At 52.4% G+C, this 17,876-nt stretch carries 15 protein-coding genes; 14 read left to right on the top strand and 1 reads right to left on the bottom strand.

Going from position 1 to position 17,876, the window contains the following annotated elements:
- From F459_RS23325 to F459_RS0119200, 4 genes are all read left to right on the top strand, one after another.
- A partial coding sequence (locus F459_RS23325) for a hypothetical protein (RefSeq protein ID WP_026295119.1) occupies positions 1–1,848 on the top strand: 1,848 nt, incomplete at its 5' end.
- Positions 1,849–1,907: 59 nt separating this feature from the next.
- Positions 1,908–3,437, top strand: coding sequence for a ribonuclease Y (gene rny / locus F459_RS0119190; RefSeq protein WP_020614324.1), 1,530 nt, complete (start codon positions 1,908–1,910; stop codon positions 3,435–3,437).
- Positions 3,427–4,221, top strand: coding sequence for a TIGR00282 family metallophosphoesterase (locus F459_RS0119195; RefSeq protein ID WP_020614325.1), 795 nt, complete (start codon positions 3,427–3,429; stop codon positions 4,219–4,221). The genes rny and F459_RS0119195 overlap by 11 nt, the downstream gene beginning before the upstream one ends.
- A gap of 9 nt (positions 4,222–4,230) precedes the next feature.
- Entirely contained in the window at positions 4,231–5,007 is a 777-nt protein-coding gene (locus F459_RS0119200) for a TlyA family RNA methyltransferase (protein ID WP_020614326.1), read from the top strand.
- Here the strand turns inward: F459_RS0119200 and F459_RS0119205 are convergent.
- Positions 5,000–5,773 (bottom strand): GerMN domain-containing protein, encoded by a 774-nt coding sequence (locus F459_RS0119205; RefSeq protein WP_020614327.1) that lies wholly within the window; start codon positions 5,771–5,773, stop codon positions 5,000–5,002. The genes F459_RS0119200 and F459_RS0119205 overlap by 8 nt on opposite strands.
- A 73-nt stretch (positions 5,774–5,846) precedes the next feature.
- Between F459_RS0119205 and ptsP the strand changes: the two genes are divergently transcribed.
- The 10 genes from ptsP to F459_RS0119255 are packed head-to-tail and all read left to right on the top strand — an operon-like array spanning position 5,847 to position 17,872.
- Complete coding sequence (ptsP, locus tag F459_RS0119210; RefSeq protein WP_020614328.1) at positions 5,847–7,592, top strand: phosphoenolpyruvate--protein phosphotransferase; 1,746 nt, start codon at positions 5,847–5,849, stop codon at positions 7,590–7,592.
- The gene (gene der, locus F459_RS0119215) at positions 7,564–8,925 is read left to right on the top strand and encodes a ribosome biogenesis GTPase Der (RefSeq protein WP_020614329.1); all 1,362 of its coding nucleotides are present in this window, start codon (positions 7,564–7,566) and stop codon (positions 8,923–8,925) included. Before ptsP ends, der begins: the two co-directional genes overlap by 29 nt.
- A gap of 31 nt (positions 8,926–8,956) precedes the next feature.
- Positions 8,957–9,322, top strand: a complete 366-nt coding sequence (locus tag F459_RS0119220; protein ID WP_020614330.1) for a MerR family transcriptional regulator — start codon at positions 8,957–8,959, stop codon at positions 9,320–9,322.
- Positions 9,322–10,659, top strand: coding sequence for a hypothetical protein (locus F459_RS0119225; RefSeq protein WP_245540236.1), 1,338 nt, complete (start codon positions 9,322–9,324; stop codon positions 10,657–10,659). Before F459_RS0119220 ends, F459_RS0119225 begins: the two co-directional genes overlap by 1 nt.
- Before the next feature lie 2 nt (positions 10,660–10,661).
- The gene (locus F459_RS0119230) at positions 10,662–13,550 is read left to right on the top strand and encodes a tetratricopeptide repeat protein (protein ID WP_020614332.1); all 2,889 of its coding nucleotides are present in this window, start codon (positions 10,662–10,664) and stop codon (positions 13,548–13,550) included.
- Entirely contained in the window at positions 13,547–15,145 is a 1,599-nt protein-coding gene (locus F459_RS0119235; RefSeq protein WP_020614333.1) for a hypothetical protein, read from the top strand. Before F459_RS0119230 ends, F459_RS0119235 begins: the two co-directional genes overlap by 4 nt.
- Before the next feature lie 15 nt (positions 15,146–15,160).
- Entirely contained in the window at positions 15,161–15,778 is a 618-nt protein-coding gene (locus F459_RS0119240; RefSeq protein ID WP_020614334.1) for a MotA/TolQ/ExbB proton channel family protein, read from the top strand.
- Positions 15,775–16,179, top strand: a complete 405-nt coding sequence (locus F459_RS0119245) for an ExbD/TolR family protein (RefSeq protein WP_020614335.1) — start codon at positions 15,775–15,777, stop codon at positions 16,177–16,179. Before F459_RS0119240 ends, F459_RS0119245 begins: the two co-directional genes overlap by 4 nt.
- Positions 16,179–17,183, top strand: coding sequence for a TonB family protein (locus F459_RS0119250; RefSeq protein ID WP_020614336.1), 1,005 nt, complete (start codon positions 16,179–16,181; stop codon positions 17,181–17,183). The genes F459_RS0119245 and F459_RS0119250 overlap by 1 nt, the downstream gene beginning before the upstream one ends.
- 23 nt (positions 17,184–17,206) lie before the next feature.
- Positions 17,207–17,872 (top strand): HAD family hydrolase, encoded by a 666-nt coding sequence (locus tag F459_RS0119255; RefSeq protein ID WP_020614337.1) that lies wholly within the window; start codon positions 17,207–17,209, stop codon positions 17,870–17,872.
- The last annotated feature ends 4 nt before the right edge of the window (positions 17,873–17,876 follow it).

The raw sequence follows: 17,876 nt of genomic DNA on the forward strand, positions 1-17,876 counted from the left end.
GAGGAAGCAGAAGAGCTCGAAGAGGTCGGGGAACTTGAGGCAGCCGAGGAACCTGAAGAGATAGAAGAGCTTGCCGAACTCGAGGGAACGGCCGAACCGGAAGAGCCCGCAGCAGCCGAAGCGCCGGAGGCCCTTACCGAGCCGGAGGAGCTCGAAGAGGTTGGGGAACTTGAGGCAGCCGAGGAGCCCGAAGAGATAGAAGAGCTTGCCGAACTTGAGGAGCCTGAAGCCCTTGAGGAAGTGGAAGAGCTCGAAGAGGTCGGGGAACTTGAGGCAGCCGAGGAACCTGAAGAGATAGAAGATCTTGCCGAACTTGAGGAGCCGGAAGCCCTCGAGGAAGCAGAGGAGCTCGAAGAGGTTGGGGAGCTCGAGACGGTCGAGGAACCTGAAGAGATAGAGGAGCTTGCCGAACTCGAGGAGCCGGAACCCCTCGAGGAAGCAGAAGAGCTCGAAGAGACCCGGGAAATACTAGAAGAAACCACTAACGCTGAGAAACCGGAAGATACGGCAGTTCCAGAGCGAGCGTCACTGTTGCTCACGGAATTAAAAAACTTGTCTGGTTTTGGAGAACGCGAGAAAATATTTGCTCGAAAAGAGTTGGAATCTCAGTTGGAGGACGCTTACTTTTCAGAAGTAGGTGGCTCCATATCCGATGGCGACCGGGATGGAGAGGTTCTGGACTTTCTCGAGCTGGTAGCCAGAAATGATGCCGAGGCCTCTGAGTTGGAGTATGTTTCGGGAGAACCCATACCGTTTGACCGGACCCGTATGTATGCAGGAGCCTTTTCCTATCAACCGGTACTCGGTTTTCTGGAAGCGGTCGGAGAAGAGAAGAGCGGTGGAAGGGAGAATGGTAGTATGGCCGATTTGTCGGATAAACATGGTGATTTCAAGAATCTGCCTGAAAAAGAGATGGAAGAGGCTGCCGATCTGGAAGGGCTTGAAGAACCCGAAGAGCTCGAAGAGATAGAGGAACTCGAAGAGATAGAAGAGTTAGAAGAGGTCGGGGAGCTTGAAGAGCTTGCTTCGGAACCGGAGAAAGGTGATTTCGGGCAGCTTAAGGAAGACAAACGGTTACGGCTTTATTGTCTTGGTGATTTGAGCAAAGCCGATGATAGGGAAGGGAATACCATCGCTTTGGAGGATGGGGTGTTTCAAATCGCCGATTCGCTTGTGAGAAATACTACCACCCGCAAGAATGACGAGCTTGGGGCCCTGGTGGGTGAGGTTCTTGCCGATGGTCGCCATGCTCCCGACAGTAGCCATGAGCCTTTTGTTTCGACAGGCGGTATCGATTCACTGTTCGGCGGCGAGGCTGTGATTCCGGAATTCGACGATATCGTCGAAGAGGGGGGAGGGGAGTTTCACAGAGATGACGCTCTTACGGCTCTACCCGAAGGTGTCTCGCTTTTTGATGATACCAGCTTTCTTTTAGACCGATACCTTTCTCGCTTTAAATCCGGAACCATCGGCCTGATGAAAGCTCTCATGAAAATATCCCAGAAGCTGGGGGCCATGTATGCGGCGCTCCTTGTTGAAAAGGAGACGGACTGGGAGATCGATTATTCGGTCGGCTTTAATAAAAAAAGCCTTGAGACATTTCGCTTTGATCATGACGAACCAATCGTAGCAGAGGTGTTTGCAAAACGCTTGTTTGCCACCTTTACTTCGGGAGCACAACTTTCCTCTTATTTTCATGAGAAGATGTGTGAGGATGACCGTCGCTATGCAAAGGGGATGATTTTTATTCCCGTCGTTTATGAGAGAAAAGCCTCATACCTTTTTGTAAGTTTGCGAAAACCAGAAGCGGGTATCGAATCGGTTGTTTCGAAGCTAAATCAGCTATAGCTTGACAACTGGGTAGGTTATCCTTACTATAAGCGGTAATCTGGAGTAGGAGGAGTCTAATGACTGTCGTATTGGCAATCGTTCTCCCCGTCTCCGGTTTGATTCTAGGTTGGACAATACGATGGCTGTATGCCAGATTCCAGCTTTCTTCTTCTGAACAGAAAGCTGAACGGGTAAAACAAGAGGCAGTCAAAGAAGCTGAAGCAAAGCGTAGGGAGTTGATTCTTGAGACAAAGGATGAACTACTTCGGGAAAGAAATCAGCAGGAACGAGAGTTCCGTGAAAGAAGAAATGAGTTGCAGCGACTGGAAAGGAGGTTGCTGCAGAAAGAGGAAAATCTAGAAAAAAAGCAGTCTGATCTGGATATCCAGAAACAGAAGCTTGCAGACCGGGACGGTAAGATACGGGAACGAGAAGTTTTCCTCGATGAGGAGGAACAGAAATGGAAGGCAGAGCTTGAAAGGGTTGCGGGAATTTCGTCCGACGAAGCGAAGCAGCTTATTATTCAGTCTCTGGAAAGTGAGGCCCGTCATGATGCGCAGGTTCTCATAAATAAGATTGAGCAGGAAGCTCAGACGCTTGCCGAGAGGCGGGCACGTGATATTATCGTAACCTCGATTCAAAGGATCGCAACAGATGTCAGTTCCGATGTGACAATCAGTTCTGTCAGCCTGCCCAACGATGAAATGAAGGGGCGGATCATTGGCCGCGAGGGGCGGAATATTCGGACCCTTGAAACCTTAACGGGGGTGGATATCATCATCGATGATACTCCCGAAGCGGTTGTTATTTCCTGTTTTGATCCCATCAGGAAGGAGATTGCGAAAGTTGCTCTCGAGCGACTTATTCAGGATGGGAGGATTCATCCTGCCCGAATAGAAGAGGTCGTGCTTAAGGTTACGAAAGAGATCAATCAGATCATTTTTGATGAGGGAGAAAAGGTCTTCTTTGACCTCGGTATCCACAATCTCAACCAAGAGGCCATACGGGCCCTGGGCCGGCTCTACTATCGGACCAGTTACGGCCAGAATGTGCTCAAACACTCAAAAGAGGTGGCTGTTCTTGCCGGGATGATTGCCGCGGAGATCGGTGCGGATCGGGAGATCGCCAAACGGGGTGGCTTGTTGCATGACATTGGGAAAGGGATTGAGACCGATAGCGACGGTAACCATGCCGAGCTGGGAGCGGAGTTGGCTCGCAAGCTTGGGGAGGATCCGCGGGTTATTAATTCGATTCTCAGCCACCATAACGATGTGGAACCCAATTGTGTCGAGTCTGTTATTGTTCAGATCGCCGATGCGATTTCCGCTTCAAGGCCCGGTGCACGAAGGGAAACCCTCAATAACTACATCAAGCGTTTGGAAAACCTTGAACAGCTTTCCGAAAGCTTTGAGGGGGTTGAAAAGGCGTATGCAATCCAGGCCGGGCGTGAGCTGCGCATTATGGTGAACCATGAGTCTGTGGATGATGATCGGGCCAAGGAACTGGCGAAAGATATCGCCAAGAAGATCGAGGCTGAGCTTCGTTATCCCGGAAGAATCAAGGTGACTATCATCCGTGAGACACGGGTAGTGGAATATGCCAGATAAGATTACGGTCCTGCTTCTCGGTGATGTCTTCGGCCAGCCGGGATGCAGGGCTCTTTTTGTTGGATTGAAATCTCTTGCAAAGGAGTGCCGTGCCGATCTTGTGGTCGTGAACGGTGAGAATGCTGCCGACGGTTTCGGAATTACTCCCGAGATCGCCGACAGGCTTTTTGCTTCCGGTGCCGATGTCCTTACCTCCGGTAACCACATATGGCAAAAGCGTGAAATTCTTCCCTTTCTCGACAGCCAGGAACGGATGCTTCGTCCCGGAAATTACCCTCCCGGGGTCCCGGGGCACGGGAGTTGTATTGTCGAGGTCAAAGGGGTAAAGGTCGGTGTGCTTAACCTTCAGGGGCGGCTTAGAATGGGTGATCTTGATTGTCCTTTTCGTGTCGGTGCCGATATGGTACGGAAGCTTCGTGAAAAGGCTAAGGTCATTGTAGTGGATTTTCATGCCGAGGCGCCCGAAGAGAAGGAGGCCCTTGCCTTTTATCTTGATGGCCAGGTTTCCTCGGTTACCGGAACCCATACCCATGTTCAGACCGCCGATGAGCGGATCTATCCTAAAGGCACGGCCTATATCTCCGATATTGGCATGACCGGTCCCGTTGACAGTGTTATCGGCTGCGACATGGAAATCTCTCTTCGTCGTTCGGCAACACAGATGCCCTTGAAAATGGAGGTTTCTGATACTCCCGCTGCTATTCAGGGCGTCAAGATTGAGATCGATGTCGCTTCGGGAAAGGCTTTGTCGATTGAACGGGTGGTAAAGCATTCTCTTGTCTAATTGTATTCAATGAAACGAATTCCGCTTCTCGCATTATTGAAAAAGCGATATCCCGATCTTGATGCGGATGATCTCTATGCCCGTATTGTCTGCGGTGAGGTTTTTATCGCTGAAGAGCGGATCAGCGATCCGAAACACTTGGTGCCTGCCGACAGCGTCCCTGCCTTTCGCGTCCGTCGCTTTGTTTCACGGGGCGGGGAAAAACTGGAGGAGGCAATACGTCGCCTGGGTATCGATGTTACGGGATTAATATTCGTCGATGCAGGGGCTTCTACCGGGGGGTTTACCGACTGTCTCTTATCCCGTGGTGCCGCCATAGTCCATGCCGTCGACGTTGGGTATAACCAGCTTGCCTACTCCTTGCGGAAAGACCCCCGGGTTATCGTCCATGAACGTACCAACATCATGGAGCTTGAGGCCCTGAATCCTGTGCCGGATGCTGCTGTTGCCGATCTGTCGTTTCGTTCCCTCAGGGGGGCTGCTTCTAAGATTCTTGCGCTCACCAGACTCGGCTGGGGGCTTGTGCTTTTTAAGCCGCAGTTTGAACGGGCTTCCGGTTTGCTTGACGGAGGGGAACGTACTTACCCTTTCGACGGTGTGGTCCGAAATAACGATGAGCGGCGGCATTTGCTTAACGAGTTGAAGAAGCGACTGTCCGAAGAGGGTATTGCAACTGCTGCGGCAATCGAATCTCCTGTTCCCGGCAGAAAGAAAGGAAACAGGGAGATTGTCCTCCTGATTCATCAAGGTGATGTCGCACCGCCTTGCTTTGATCCTCCTACTTGAATGAGTCCCGGCCAATGGGGTTCGCAATGGTAAGCCCTTCGGTGGCGATATAGTCCTTTTTCTTGCCATTGATGGTGATTTGGACCGATTTGACGGTGGAAAATTCCGTTGCGGTGTAGACTACCTGTTTCAGTGCCGCATTCGCGCCCTCGACACCAAATTCGTTAAAGGCGAAAGTTTCGGAGAAATCTACATAGGCGACCCCGTTTCTTACCATAACGGATCGTAGCGCCGTCCCTTCGGGGATCAAGGAAATCATTCCTTTGTTTAATTCCGCCGTCGTCAGCCCCTTCAATAGTGCTTCCAAGGTCCTTGTCAAGGGTGAAGATTCGTAATAGACGGGCCTTGTTACGTGTTGAAGGGCGATTTCTCCTGAATCGCCAACCATCACAAAGTAGAGAATCGAGGTCCGAAGCTTTTGTTCCACGAGAGGCTTTTCTGCCGGCTTTTCCTGTTCCGGTTCGTCCAGGTTTTCAACCGGTAGTTCTTTTTCAATAACCTCCGGTTCCTTTGGCCTTTCTTGGACTTGGTCGGAAGGCTCTATGGTCGGCCTTTCTTCGGCGGGCGGCTTTTCTTCCTCCGGGGAGATGCGCTTGACCTCCGGTTCCTTTGTATCCTTTTGTACCGTCTTCAAAAGGGTATCGAATCCTGTCGTCTCCAGAACGGAACTGATTCGTTCCCTGCTGAAAAGGAAGATCACGAGTGCCAATAAAATTAATGCTATCCAGAAGAGACAGCCTAAAGAGCTGTTTTTTTTACGTGCCATAGTACATTATCTATCGGCATCAATTGCCGTTGGTTTGACACCGAAGCCAAAACTCCGTATAGTTTTAGCTGCGATGAAAACGTTCAAAGGCATATCCGCCAGTCCCGGTATTGTTATTGGTAAGGTCTTTCTGTATGTCGATGATGCCGGTCAGATCCCTAAATATACGATTCCCGCAGATCAGGTAGATACGGAGCTCGAACGTTTTTTCGTGGCTGCTGGGAAGGCTGCTGAGGAGATACGGGATCTTCAGGCCAAGGCTTCTTTGACCATGCGGAAGGAAGAGAGTAAAATCCTCGATTCCCACGTTTTGATGCTGAGTGATCCGGAATTTACAAAGCGCATCGAAGAAAGTATCCGTTCTCAGCTATTGAATGCCGAATGGGTGCTCTATACGACCATTAATCAACTTGTGGAACCTCTCGAGAATTCCGCAGATACCTATTTACGCGAGCGAACCATTGATATTCGTGATGTTGCCAAGCGGGTTTACAATCATCTGCTCTACCGGGATCGGATCAATCTCTCCGATCTTGACCAGGAGGTGATCCTGGTTACCCACGATCTTCTGCCTTCCGATGCATTGGCCATGAACAAACAGTCGGTAAAGGGTATCGCAATGGATGCGGGAGGAAAGACAAGTCATACTGCTATTCTCGCTCGCTCCTTTGAGATCCCTGCGGTTCTGGGTCTCTCTTCGATAAGTAGTAGTGCCGCTACCGGAGATGCGATCATCATTGACGGTACTTCCGGTACTGTTTTGCTCAAGCCGGACCAGAAGACCCTCACGACCTATGAAAAGCGCATCAGGGCCTGGCAAAAACGTGAAGTTGAACTCTTGACATTAAATGAACTACCGGCCGAAACCAGAGACGGTAAACGAATTGTTCTGAAGGCTAATATCGAGGTACCTGAGGAGACCGAATCCGCCATTGCCCACGGGGCAGAAGGGATAGGCTTGTATCGATCCGAGTTCCTTTTTCTGCAGCCGGGCGGCTATTCCTCTGAGGACGTTCAATACGAGGCCTATGCCAGGGTTCTTAAGGCGATGGCTCCCTACGGGGAGGTTACCATCCGTACGCTGGATGTGGGTGGCGATAAGGTCATTCCCGGGGTTGCTGGATTGGATGAGAAAAATCCGATACTCGGCTGGCGTGCCGTTCGCTTCTGCCTTTCCCGAAAGGATCTTTTCAGAACCCAGCTGCGTGCCATGCTGCGGGCTTCTGTTCATGGAAGGCTTCGAATCATGTTTCCCATGATCAGCGGCATTGAAGAACTTGAAAATGTTCTGGCGCTTTTGGATGAGTGCCGGCAGCAGCTTCGGGAAGAGAACATCCCTTTTGCCGAGGATATCCCGGTAGGGATTATGATCGAGGTCCCTTCTGCCGCTTTGACCGCAGACATCCTTGCGCGCAAAGTTGATTTTTTCTCGATCGGAACAAACGACCTGATTCAGTATACCATCGCTGTCGACCGCGGTAACGAAAAGATTGCCTATCTCTATGAGCCTTTTCATCCCGGAGTGCTTCGCCTCCTCAAACGGATCATCGAAGATGCTCACAATGCGGGTATTCCCGTCGCCATGTGTGGCGAGGTGGCGGGAGATCCCTATGCGGCTGTCATTTTGCTCGGTTTCGGATTGGATGTGTTCAGTATGAGTTCCTTCGGGATTCCCGAAGTGAAGAAAATCATCCGCTCGGTTTCCATGAGTGAAGCGGAAGAGCTTGTCGGTACGATCATGGAAATGAAATCTTACAAAGAAATTGATAGTTATGTGAGGAGTTGGATGAATGAGCGTTTCGATCTCGCAGTCACCTGATAGTTCCGGCCGAAGGCCTCTCATTGCAGTGGTCGGCCGACCAAATGTGGGGAAATCAACCCTTTTCAACAGGCTTGTCAGAAAACGACGGGCCATCACCGATTCCACCCCCGGAGTTACTCGTGATCCCATTGAGCATGAATGGGTTCTCGATACCTATGCCCTTACCATAGTCGATACCGGCGGTTTCAAGGTCGAGGGGGATAGTCTCGATGAACAGGTGAAAGAAAAAAGCGTTTCCTATCTGAAACGTGCCGATCTGATTCTCCTGCTCATGGATGTCACCGATGTTACCGGTGAGGATGAGACCTTTATTGAGTATCTGCGCCCCTATTCCGATAAGCTTTTGCTTGTAGTCAATAAAGTGGACAACAGAGAGCGGGAGAATGGAGTCTGGAATTACCTTTCCTATGGGCTTGGTGAACCTATTTCGATCTCCGCCGCTCACGGTTTGGGTATAGACCTGCTTGAGGAGGCTGTTTTGTGTTTCCTCGGGGAGGCTCAACTGTTGAAATCGAGAGAGGTTGAGGTTGAAGATTCCTTTTCATTGCGCCTTGCCCTGCTCGGAAAGCCCAATACCGGTAAATCCACCCTTGCGAACCGCCTCATCGGGAGAGATGTCTCCATTGTTTCCGACCTGCCGGGAACGACAAGGGACGTGGTGGAAAGTTCATTTAGCTATCGAGGTATGAATTGCACCATTCTGGACACCGCCGGAATCAGGCGGAAGAAAAAAGTAGGTGAGAATATCGAATACTATTCGGTGAACCGTGCCCTTTCGGCCATTGAGGAAGCGCATGTTGTTTTGCTCATGATTGATGCCCAGGAAGGTCTCTCCGAACAGGATAAAAAAATTACCAGCCAAATCATAAAACGCGGCCGAAGTGTTGTGATGGTGCTGAACAAATGGGATCTCCTCCAGGATGTCCCAAACATGATCCAGGCTATTTCCGACCGGGTACGGTTTTTGTTTCCCGTCCTCTCTTTTGCCCCTCTTGTGCCGATTTCGGCCAAAACCGGAGAAGGCGTGGATAAGCTGCTTTCTACCGTGTATGCGGTACGTAAACAGATGGCAAAAAGGGTGGATACTTCCCGCTTTAATGATAAACTCAAAGAGTGGGGCGAGCATTATCAGCCGGCGCGGGGTAAGCGGGGACACTTTAAGGTGCTCTACGGAACCCAAGTCGGTGTGGAGCCGGTTCGCTTCCTTCTGTTTGTGAACAGGAAGAAGGGCTTTCCATCTGGGTATATCAGTTATTTGACGAACAAAATAAGGAAGGAGCTTGGTTTCCCTTCGGTACCGGTTATTATCGACCTGAAAGAACGTCGATAAAGCTAAGAGGCAAGGAGGTTGAAAGAGGAGCGTGGATGGATACTCCATCGGTGAAGTGTGTAAACTTCTTGGAATACGTCCTCATGTCCTCAGGTACTGGGAACGGGAACTTGAGTTTTTACATCCCGAAAAAGATACCGGCGGAAGGCGTCGTTACTCAACCGATGAGCTGCAGCTCCTGTTTCGCATTCGATACCTGGTTCAAAAGCGGCGGATGGGACTTGAAGGGGTGCGGCGGGCTGTCTGGGAGGGTATTGATGCCTCCTCCCGCTTTCCGGTTGCGGAAATTCGATCCTTACGTCGCGAATTGCTGACGGTTGAACGTTTGATTGCAAGGCAGCGTCTTAGGCTGGAAAGTGTTGTGTCCGAGCAGAAAGTTTCCGATATTCAAATATGATGAGTAAAATCCTGTCACGTTACATGGTTATCCTCTCTTCTCTCCTCTTTCTTTGTGTCGGTCTTTCGGGGGGAAGCCTTTTTGCTCTTCCTGCGGATGGCAAACTAATTCACGACTGGGGAGGCTCTTACCGGCGTTATCTTCCTCCCCCCGAACACGATGCCGTCCGGCGGGAGGTCCTTGATGCGGAGCTGCTGCCTGCGGATGAACTCCGGCGATTACCGGCCTACGATCTCTCCGTTCGTTTTTTTTCCCTTATTCCGGAAGAGCCGGGGCAGCGGTGGCTCTGTTTTACCTTCGGTGATGAGTGGAACCTTGAGCGGCCGGGCAGGGGAAGCTGGGTCATTAAACGAGATCGGTTTACGAAAGAGCTGCTTTCGATCAGAATTTTTCTTTCTGAGGACGGAAAAAACTATCTCGATTTGACTTCGGCCCCTTCCGGAGAGGCCTCTCAGTTTTCCATTTATCTTCAGGGCCGGCTTTTCCAGCGGCAGGTTCCCCTTAGCCTATCCCTTTCCGATGTCGCCCATAGCTCATTTGAGAAGATTGCGCAGCTCAGCAGTGCCTATGTGGATTGGAGTTTCTATTTCCCCGCCCCCGAATCTCTTCCCTCAGGGCCCGTGAAGGAGCTCTCTTCGGTGGTTAGGACCTTGCTTCCTCGGCTGCATTATAGCGATGATGGTGTCCTCGATGAGAACGGTAACTACATTTTTATCGGAGACAGCTCTCCTCAAACGGGGGAGAAGGGGCTCAACTGCTCGGGCTTTGTGAAATGGATCGTAGATGGGATAGCCTACCCGCGTACTGGTAAGCTTTTTTCGGTTGCTGCTTTAAAAAGGCGAAGAGATGATCGCGGCAATCGCTGGAGTTCGGGCCTGGAATCGGAGCGTGATCCCTATTTCGGCCTCGACTGGACCCGTAATCTTGCCCTCGCTTACCGGCGGATAAGCTTTCCGGATGCGCAGGTGGATCAGGTAAATGTAGAGGATCTTGCTTTTCACCCCTACAGGGAGGATGTCGGCTATCCTGTTTCCTGGCTGAATAGTCTCGCCTGGGAGCTTGCAGTGCGGGAAGCCGGTTATTTTTATCTACTTGCGGTAAACGAGCAGAAGGGCAATCCTCCCTTACGGGAGTACTTTCATACTGCCGCTCTTTTTCCCTATCTCGACGATAAGGGAGATCTTCAGGTGATCATTTTTGAAAGCGGGGAAGAAACCCCTGTCGAACAGTTTATTGCGCGCTATCCTATAGCTTATGTTCATCTGGTGCGGGTTGCCGCCGAGCGACGTTTTGATCCGCCGGCAATTCGTCTCGAACCGACGCTGCGGAGACCTTGATTATGATATCGTCACATACCTTTTTTTCTCATAAACGATGGATCCTGCTTTTCCTCTGTTTCTTTACGGCAATGGGAAGTCTTGCCGCACAGGATGAAGCTTCTGCCCTTTTTCGTGAGGCTGAAACCCGATTTCGTAAGGGAGACTATCTTTTTGCTCTTCAGCGCTACGACGAGCTGATTCGGCAATACCCGGTATCGGAATATGTTGCCGATGCCCAGTTCCGCCGGGCCGTTATTCTCTACAGGACGGGAAAGGCCGAAGAGGCCTTATCCCTGTTTGAGCGTGTCGAAAAGCGTTACGCTTCCACCCGGTTCCGGCGCTATATTCCCTTTTGGAAAGGGGTAGCCCTTTTTACCCTGGACCGGTTCGAACCTGCCGCGTCCGCCCTTGCCGACTATCTCGCTTCTTCTCCCGATCAGTTGCAGGCCGAGGCCGGACGCTATCTCGCTCTCTCGTATCAGAAGCTGGGCGATACCGATAAGGCCGCTGAGGCTGCCGTTGCGTCCCTCGGCAAACTCACTTCCGATGATGGGGCATTCCCTTACACCCTTTCTCTCGCTCTTTCCCTGCTTTTGGAGGCAGGGAAGGTCGACCAGGCCCTTGCCCTTCTGCAACCGGTGGATCCCGGTCTCTTTTCTGTCGATTGGCAACAACGATTAGGCTTTTTCAAGGCGGAAGCCCTCTATCGCTCGGGAGAAGAGGAGGAGAGTATTCCGTGGTATGTTTCCTCTCTTGACGCTCCCGCCGATACCTCTGCGCCGGCCTATGAGCGGCTTTATTCGATCTACAGAAAGCTTGGGATGGAGGAAGAGCAAAACGAACTTTTCGATCGTGCCATGATCGCCCTTGCCTCGAGGCCGGAAATGCTGAATCGTTTTCTTCTCCAGGCCGGCATCGAGCAGTTTCATGAAGGTTCAAGGGAATTGGCCGAATCCAACCTTCGGAGGATCTTGAGAACTTCCGGCAACGCTGATCGCCTTGATCTTGCCTCTCTCTATCTTGCGAGAATCCGTGTCGATCAAGGAGACCGGGAAGATGCGATCCGTATTCTCCAGGAGCGGGAAAAGGATTCGGAAAGCCTGGATCAGGAACTCCTATTCACCCTGGCGCTCTTCCTCTCCGACGCCGAGCAGTGGGATGCTGCAACCCGACGGCTGGATACCTTTCTTGGACGATATCCCGATTCCCCTCATCGTGATCAGGCAGAATACCTTCGGGCCTACTGTGAATACCGTCTGGGGCATCTTTCCCGTTCGTTGAATCTTGTGGATAACATTTTTCGTTCCGGTTATGCCGGAGAGAATACACGATCCCTCCTCCGGTTGAAGGCCCGTATTCATATGGGGCTTAGGGATTACCGCTCGAGTATCGAAAGCCTTAAGGAATATATTCCCCTTGCTCCCGATGATCTTGAGGCCAGATTGGATCTCTTGCGGCTCTACTATCAGGTACGCGAGTATCGTCAGGTTATTTCGGATGCTCCCGCACTTCTGAAGGAGTATCAGGAAAAAAATCGATCGATAGAGTATCTACTTGGACTCTCCCTTGTCGCCGTCAAGGAGTATGATCAGGCGCTCGATGTCTTCGACCGAATGCTTTCCCGAAAGATCGACGACGATATTACCCCGTACGCCCGTTTTTATGCGGGCTGGTCCGCTTATCGAACCGGTGCCTACAGCCGGGCCGTGGAGTTTTTTCGGGCCGTCTATACCGATAATCCCGATCACGAGCTGAGTGCCCGTAGCCGCTACCTTTCGGGCTGGGCGCTCTACACCCTTGGCTCATACAAGGACGCCGCCCTTGCCTTTGGAGAATATAGTCGACAAATGTCGGGTTCTGAGGCGGAGAAAGGGCTTTTTATGTATGCAAAGAGTTATGCGGCGGCGGGAGATGTCGGGCGGGCCTCCTCCGGCTTTCAGGAGCTATCAGGCAAGAAAAGTTCCGCTTATGCAGACGACGCTCTCTACGAATATGCTCAGATGATGCAGAACAACGGCAACGATGAGGAGGCCATTCGAAGCTATTATCAACTATGGCTGCAGTTTAAAAGCAGTCCCTATGCCGGCGATGCCCTTTACAATCGCGGGGAGCTCCTTTTTCTTTCCGGCCAGTATCGCAAGGCTGGCGAGGCCTTCTATTTCTACCGGACTCGTTTCCCCAGGGGGGCTCTCGTCGATGCAAGCCTCCATTATGGTGCCCTGGCGGCCCGCAAAGAGGCCGCCCCCTTTCAGGCGGTTTTGCTGTGGGAAAAGCTTATCGACGAACATCCGAAGAGCGCTTTTTATCCTGAGGCCTTACAGGGCTGCGCCGAACTTTATCGTCAGGCGGGGGAGTATCGAAAATCGATCGCCATGTATACCAGGCTTCTCGATTTTTACCCGGATATTGCGAAAGAGGCACATGCAGCACGGGAAATAGAGACCCTCGGCAAAATGCTGCAGGGCACGGGAAGCAGGGAAGCCGCCTTGCAGGTAACGATCGAACAGGAATCTACCGGGACGAAAAAGGGAGTGGATGCGATGGTCGAACTTGGACGTCTCTACTACGATCGCTACGACCGGCAGGAGGAGAAGGCATTATCGCTCCTCGAAAAGGTTGTTGCCGAAAAGGATCGTTTTCCCGCTCCGGCGGCCGAAGCCTATTACCTGCTTGGCGAAATGGCCGCGGAAAAAGGTGAGGCAAAAAAAGCTGTCGAACACTTCCTTGATGCCGCGGCCTTGGGCGGGGAGGGGGATACCTCGGCCCGTTCCCTGTATCGTGCTGCGGAGGTCGCCGCCGATGCGGGGGATCATGATCTGGCGCAGACCATGGTCAGACAAATCGAGCTTTCCTTCCCTGATTCCGAATGGACACTCCGGGGACGGGAGCTTTTGGAGGAGCGAAGATGAGAACATCTGCGGTAATCATCATTCTTTTACTCATCATGCCGATCGGCCTCTTTGCTCAAACCGCTTTGACTGGGCCCGACGAACCGGAAATGGTTGTACCTGAGGTCATTCTGGAGGTTGAAGACGAAGCGGCAGAGGATGTACGCGCCCCCCTTCCCGAGGCAAGCGAACTACCTCTTCCCGAATTTTCCCTGCCCTCCCCCCAGAGTAGCGGTGAGGATTCCCTCGACCTTCCCGTGGTGGCCGATATCCCCGATACCGAGATCGGCAGCTCCGATTCCGGTGCCGACTTTTTCAGTGAGGCACTTGTCGGGGGAGGAATCAACAATAGGCTTGTGGGAGATATCTCCCTTTACCGTCTCGGAGAGGGCCCGCGGTTTTCTCTGCGTTTTGCCCACGACGGGACCGACGGCTATAGCGGGGAGGCTTCCGGTACCGGTTATTTTGACCGCACGGACCAGCTTCAGGGGACGGTGCAGGGAGATATCCCGGGCGCTGTCGGAAATTGGAACTATGGGCTCGACGGGTCTTATCTTGAGAACGAACTGGGATTACAGGGAAAGATGAATGATGCAAGTTCGATTATTCTCAGGTCCACTGCCGCCTCCGGCCATCTGCGATACCCGGGGGAAGGGCGGTTCAATATCGGTTTTGAGGGTAATTATCGTAACACTCGTCATCTTTTTGCCGGGTATCAAGGAGAGAGTGAAGAAACGGTCCTTAATCCTTCCGTTGTCGGATCGTACCAGGGCGAAACACTGCTTTCTCGTTTGACTCTTTCGTATCGCTATCACGGTCTCGGTGATGAGGACGACAACCGGCTGAAGACATCTCTTCTTGCCGAGGCGAAACTCGCATCGATGGAAATCGGTGTATCCGGAGGACTGCGATGGGATTTTTCCGGTCAGATGCGTTATCCTGTTTCGGTATGGCTGGATGGTGCATGGAAAGATCTTCTTTCGTACAATACCAGCGGAGGATTTCGAGTTGTGGAGGATCAGTGGTACGACCTCTGGTCTCTTTTCCCCTTCTGGAATGCCTCCAGTCTTCCCAGCCTGCGGGAACAGTGGTTTTGGGATGGATCGGTAGAGATAACCCCTTTCGGCGGATTCGGCATCCGAGGCTCCTGGGAATTGCAGATAGGGGATTTACTCCCCATTCCCGTCGGTTCCGTTTCGGCAATCTCTTCGGGAGGTCCCTACGAATGGAGGGAGCGAAGCGGAAACGCCCTATCGACGGGGGCGATGCTCTTCTGGGAGCTGGCATCGGGGATAACCCTTGGGACCGGATGGACCGGATGGTTTTACGACCAACCGGAACCCCTTGCCTCGGAAAGCCGTTTCCTTGGATATGTGGAGTACAGCTATCGCGAGGGGCTCTTTGTCGGGCGTACGGATATCTCGGTGGATCCTCTTGAGGATGAAACGATGCCCAGGCTTGGTTTTTCTCTTGCATGGAGGGCTGCCGAGGGGATGGTCATGAGTGTTGAAGGGGAAGACCTCCTTGAACCATTTATCGAAGGTGGTCGGAACTGGATCGGACCCTTCATCGAGAAGGGAGCGCAGCTGACGTTGCAACTTAAAATATCTTTATAGGTAAAGGGGAACTACATGTTTGTTCTGATTGAAAAAGGCGGAATCATCATGGTTTTAATCATGATTCTGAGTGTTCTTGCCGCTGTTATTATCATTGAACGGTTGCTCTTTTTCAGAAAAATAAAGGTTGATGAAGAGTCGCTGATTAATCGTTTAAAGGCTGCACTTGGAAAGGGCCATTACGATGAGGCGATCGACATTTGTGAGAACAACCCTTCTCCGATCGCCAACCTGATCAAGGTGGGGATTGAGCACCGCGATTATCCAACATCCGATATGAAGGAGGCGATTACCTCGGCCGCAAGCCTTGAGATCCCTCAGCTCGAACGTTACCTGACGAGTTTGGGAACCATCGCCCATATCAGTCCCCTTTTGGGGCTTCTCGGAACGGTCACCGGAAATATCAAAGCATTCGGTGTTCTCGGCTCCTTCGGGGCTGTGGGAGATCCCTCGCTCCTTGCCACGGGCATCTCCGAGGCGCTTTTGACCACTGCCGCAGGTATCGTGGTTTCGGTTCCCGCCATCACCTTTTATAATTATCTGGTCAATAGGGTGAACCATATGATTATCAGAATGGAAAATCGGGTGAACGAGCTGATTCTCTTCATAGGTGGTTCGGAGAGCGAGCTATGACCTTTCGCAGACGTTTGAAACCGACGGCAACCGTCGATCTTGTTCCGATGATCGATGTAGTGTTTCAGTTGGTTGTCTTTTTCATGGTATCAAGCACCTTTTTGCTGACCCCCGGCATCAGTATCGAGCTTCCAAGTTCCAGTACCGCCGAGCCCGTGGTGATGACGCGCCTCGTTGTTACCGTGGTATCCGAAGATGAAATCTATCTGAACAGAGAGCGTTATGCTCTTGCGGATCTGCAAGAGGGTCTGGCCACCCTCCGAAACCAGGACGACATCAAGGCTGTCATTATCGAAGGGGATTCCGGAGTCAGCTACAGCCTGATGGTCCGGCTTCTCGATATGCTACGTACCGAAGGTTTTACCGGCATAACATTGCGAACAAAGGATGATGCCCCGTGATGTATGATTCCCGGGATCGACTTGGCGTGAGTCTTCTGATCGCTCTGGCTCTGCATTTTCTACTTGCTCTCCTGCTTGGTCTTGTCGACTGGTCTCCCGAAGCGGACACCCTTCGGCTCGACCCTGTGGTGCTTTTGCCTCCTCCTCTTCCTGCCGAGCCTGAAGCTGTAACGCCTTCGGAGGTGGAAAAGGCAGAAAAACCAGAAGCAACGGAGCCGCAGCCGGAACCCGCAGTGCCTGCTCCCCAAAAGACCATCCCTGAGCGGCCTGCTCCCCGCCCGGAAGTCGCGAAGCAGACTTCTCCCCGCACTCCTTCGGTTCAGGCTCCGGCACAACCGCAGCCTATGGCAAGCAGGGCGCAAACCTCTCAGCCTCCGGCCTCGGCCGCTCCGTTGCCCGCCCCTGCTCCCCGCATCTCTTCTTCCGAACTTCCCAAGGCCCCGCCCGAGCCGGAAGTCGTCCGAAATCAGTGGTCTTCCGGTTCGGAGATTGTCTATGGTGATGAGGCTGCAGGAAGTACCTCTGATCTTTCCCGGTCCGATGAGGACGCGGAAGCTCCTGTTGCGGGCGAGGGAAATGAGAAGGCCACTTCTCCGCTTCTCTCCGACAGCACGGTAGAGGAAAAGCTGGGGGCCATTGCCGATCAGGCCGCCTCAAGTGGCCGTTCGGGACAGACCTCGGCCGGTTCTTCCGGGAGGACGGATAGCGCTTCGGTCGATGAGCCGGATGTGACCTTCGAGGGTGGCCAGACCAGGAAACTGCTTGAATGGAGTAAACCCGAGATAAAACCGGAGATGCTTGGCGGACGAAGCTTCATCCCGGTAGTGGTCCAGTTTACCCTCCCTGCAGACGGCAGGCCGCTGCTTCCCGAGGTTGTCTCCTCATCCGGTAGCACAGAATTGGACAATGTGATAAAACAGGCCATAAGAAACTGGAAGTTTTCAGAGGCGGAAGATGGCTCTTCGGTGAAAGGGAAGGTCCGCCTTATTATCAGAACCCAATAACAGCAAGACTTGGAGTAGGTATAGTGCAGATTCGGGCTATTGCTTTCGACATCGACGGGACCCTCTATCCGAACCGCAGGATGTATCTTCATTCCCTTCCTTCTTTCCTTTTTCATCCGAAGCTGGTTCTCCGTTTCGGCAGGGTGAGAAAAGAGATCAGAAAAAAGGCTTTCGACGGGGGCTTCAGGCAGGCCCAGGCCCGCTTTCTTTCTCGCGCCTCTGGCGGACGGCTTTCGGAAACGAAAGCGGCGGAGAAGATTGATCGCCATCTCTACGGGGTGTGGGAACGCTCATTTCGAGGGGTCCGCCCCTTTGCCCACCTTCGGGAGACACTCCTCTCCTTCAAGCGGTCCGGGCTGAAGCTTGCCGTGCTCAGTGATTTTCCGATTCAACGGAAGCTCTCCTATCTCGGTGTGGACGATCTTATCGATATCGCATGTTGTTCCGAAGATTCCGGACGCCTCAAGCCTGATCCGCTTCCTTTTCGTCGGCTGGTTTCAGCTCTCGGTTTGCCTCCGGAAGAAATCCTGTACGTAGGGAACAGTTATCGGTATGATATCGAGGGAGCCGCCGGAGTCGGGATGCGAACGGCCTATTTGACCCGTTCTCGGAAAAAACAGGGGATTGCCGACTTTGCGTTCTTCCGTTATCCGGAGCTGCGGCGCTGGGTGGAAGAGAGATTGAATTGACATC

The organism is Sediminispirochaeta bajacaliforniensis DSM 16054 (assembly GCF_000378205.1).
GTDB lineage: Bacteria > Spirochaetota > Spirochaetia > DSM-16054 > Sediminispirochaetaceae > Sediminispirochaeta > Sediminispirochaeta bajacaliforniensis.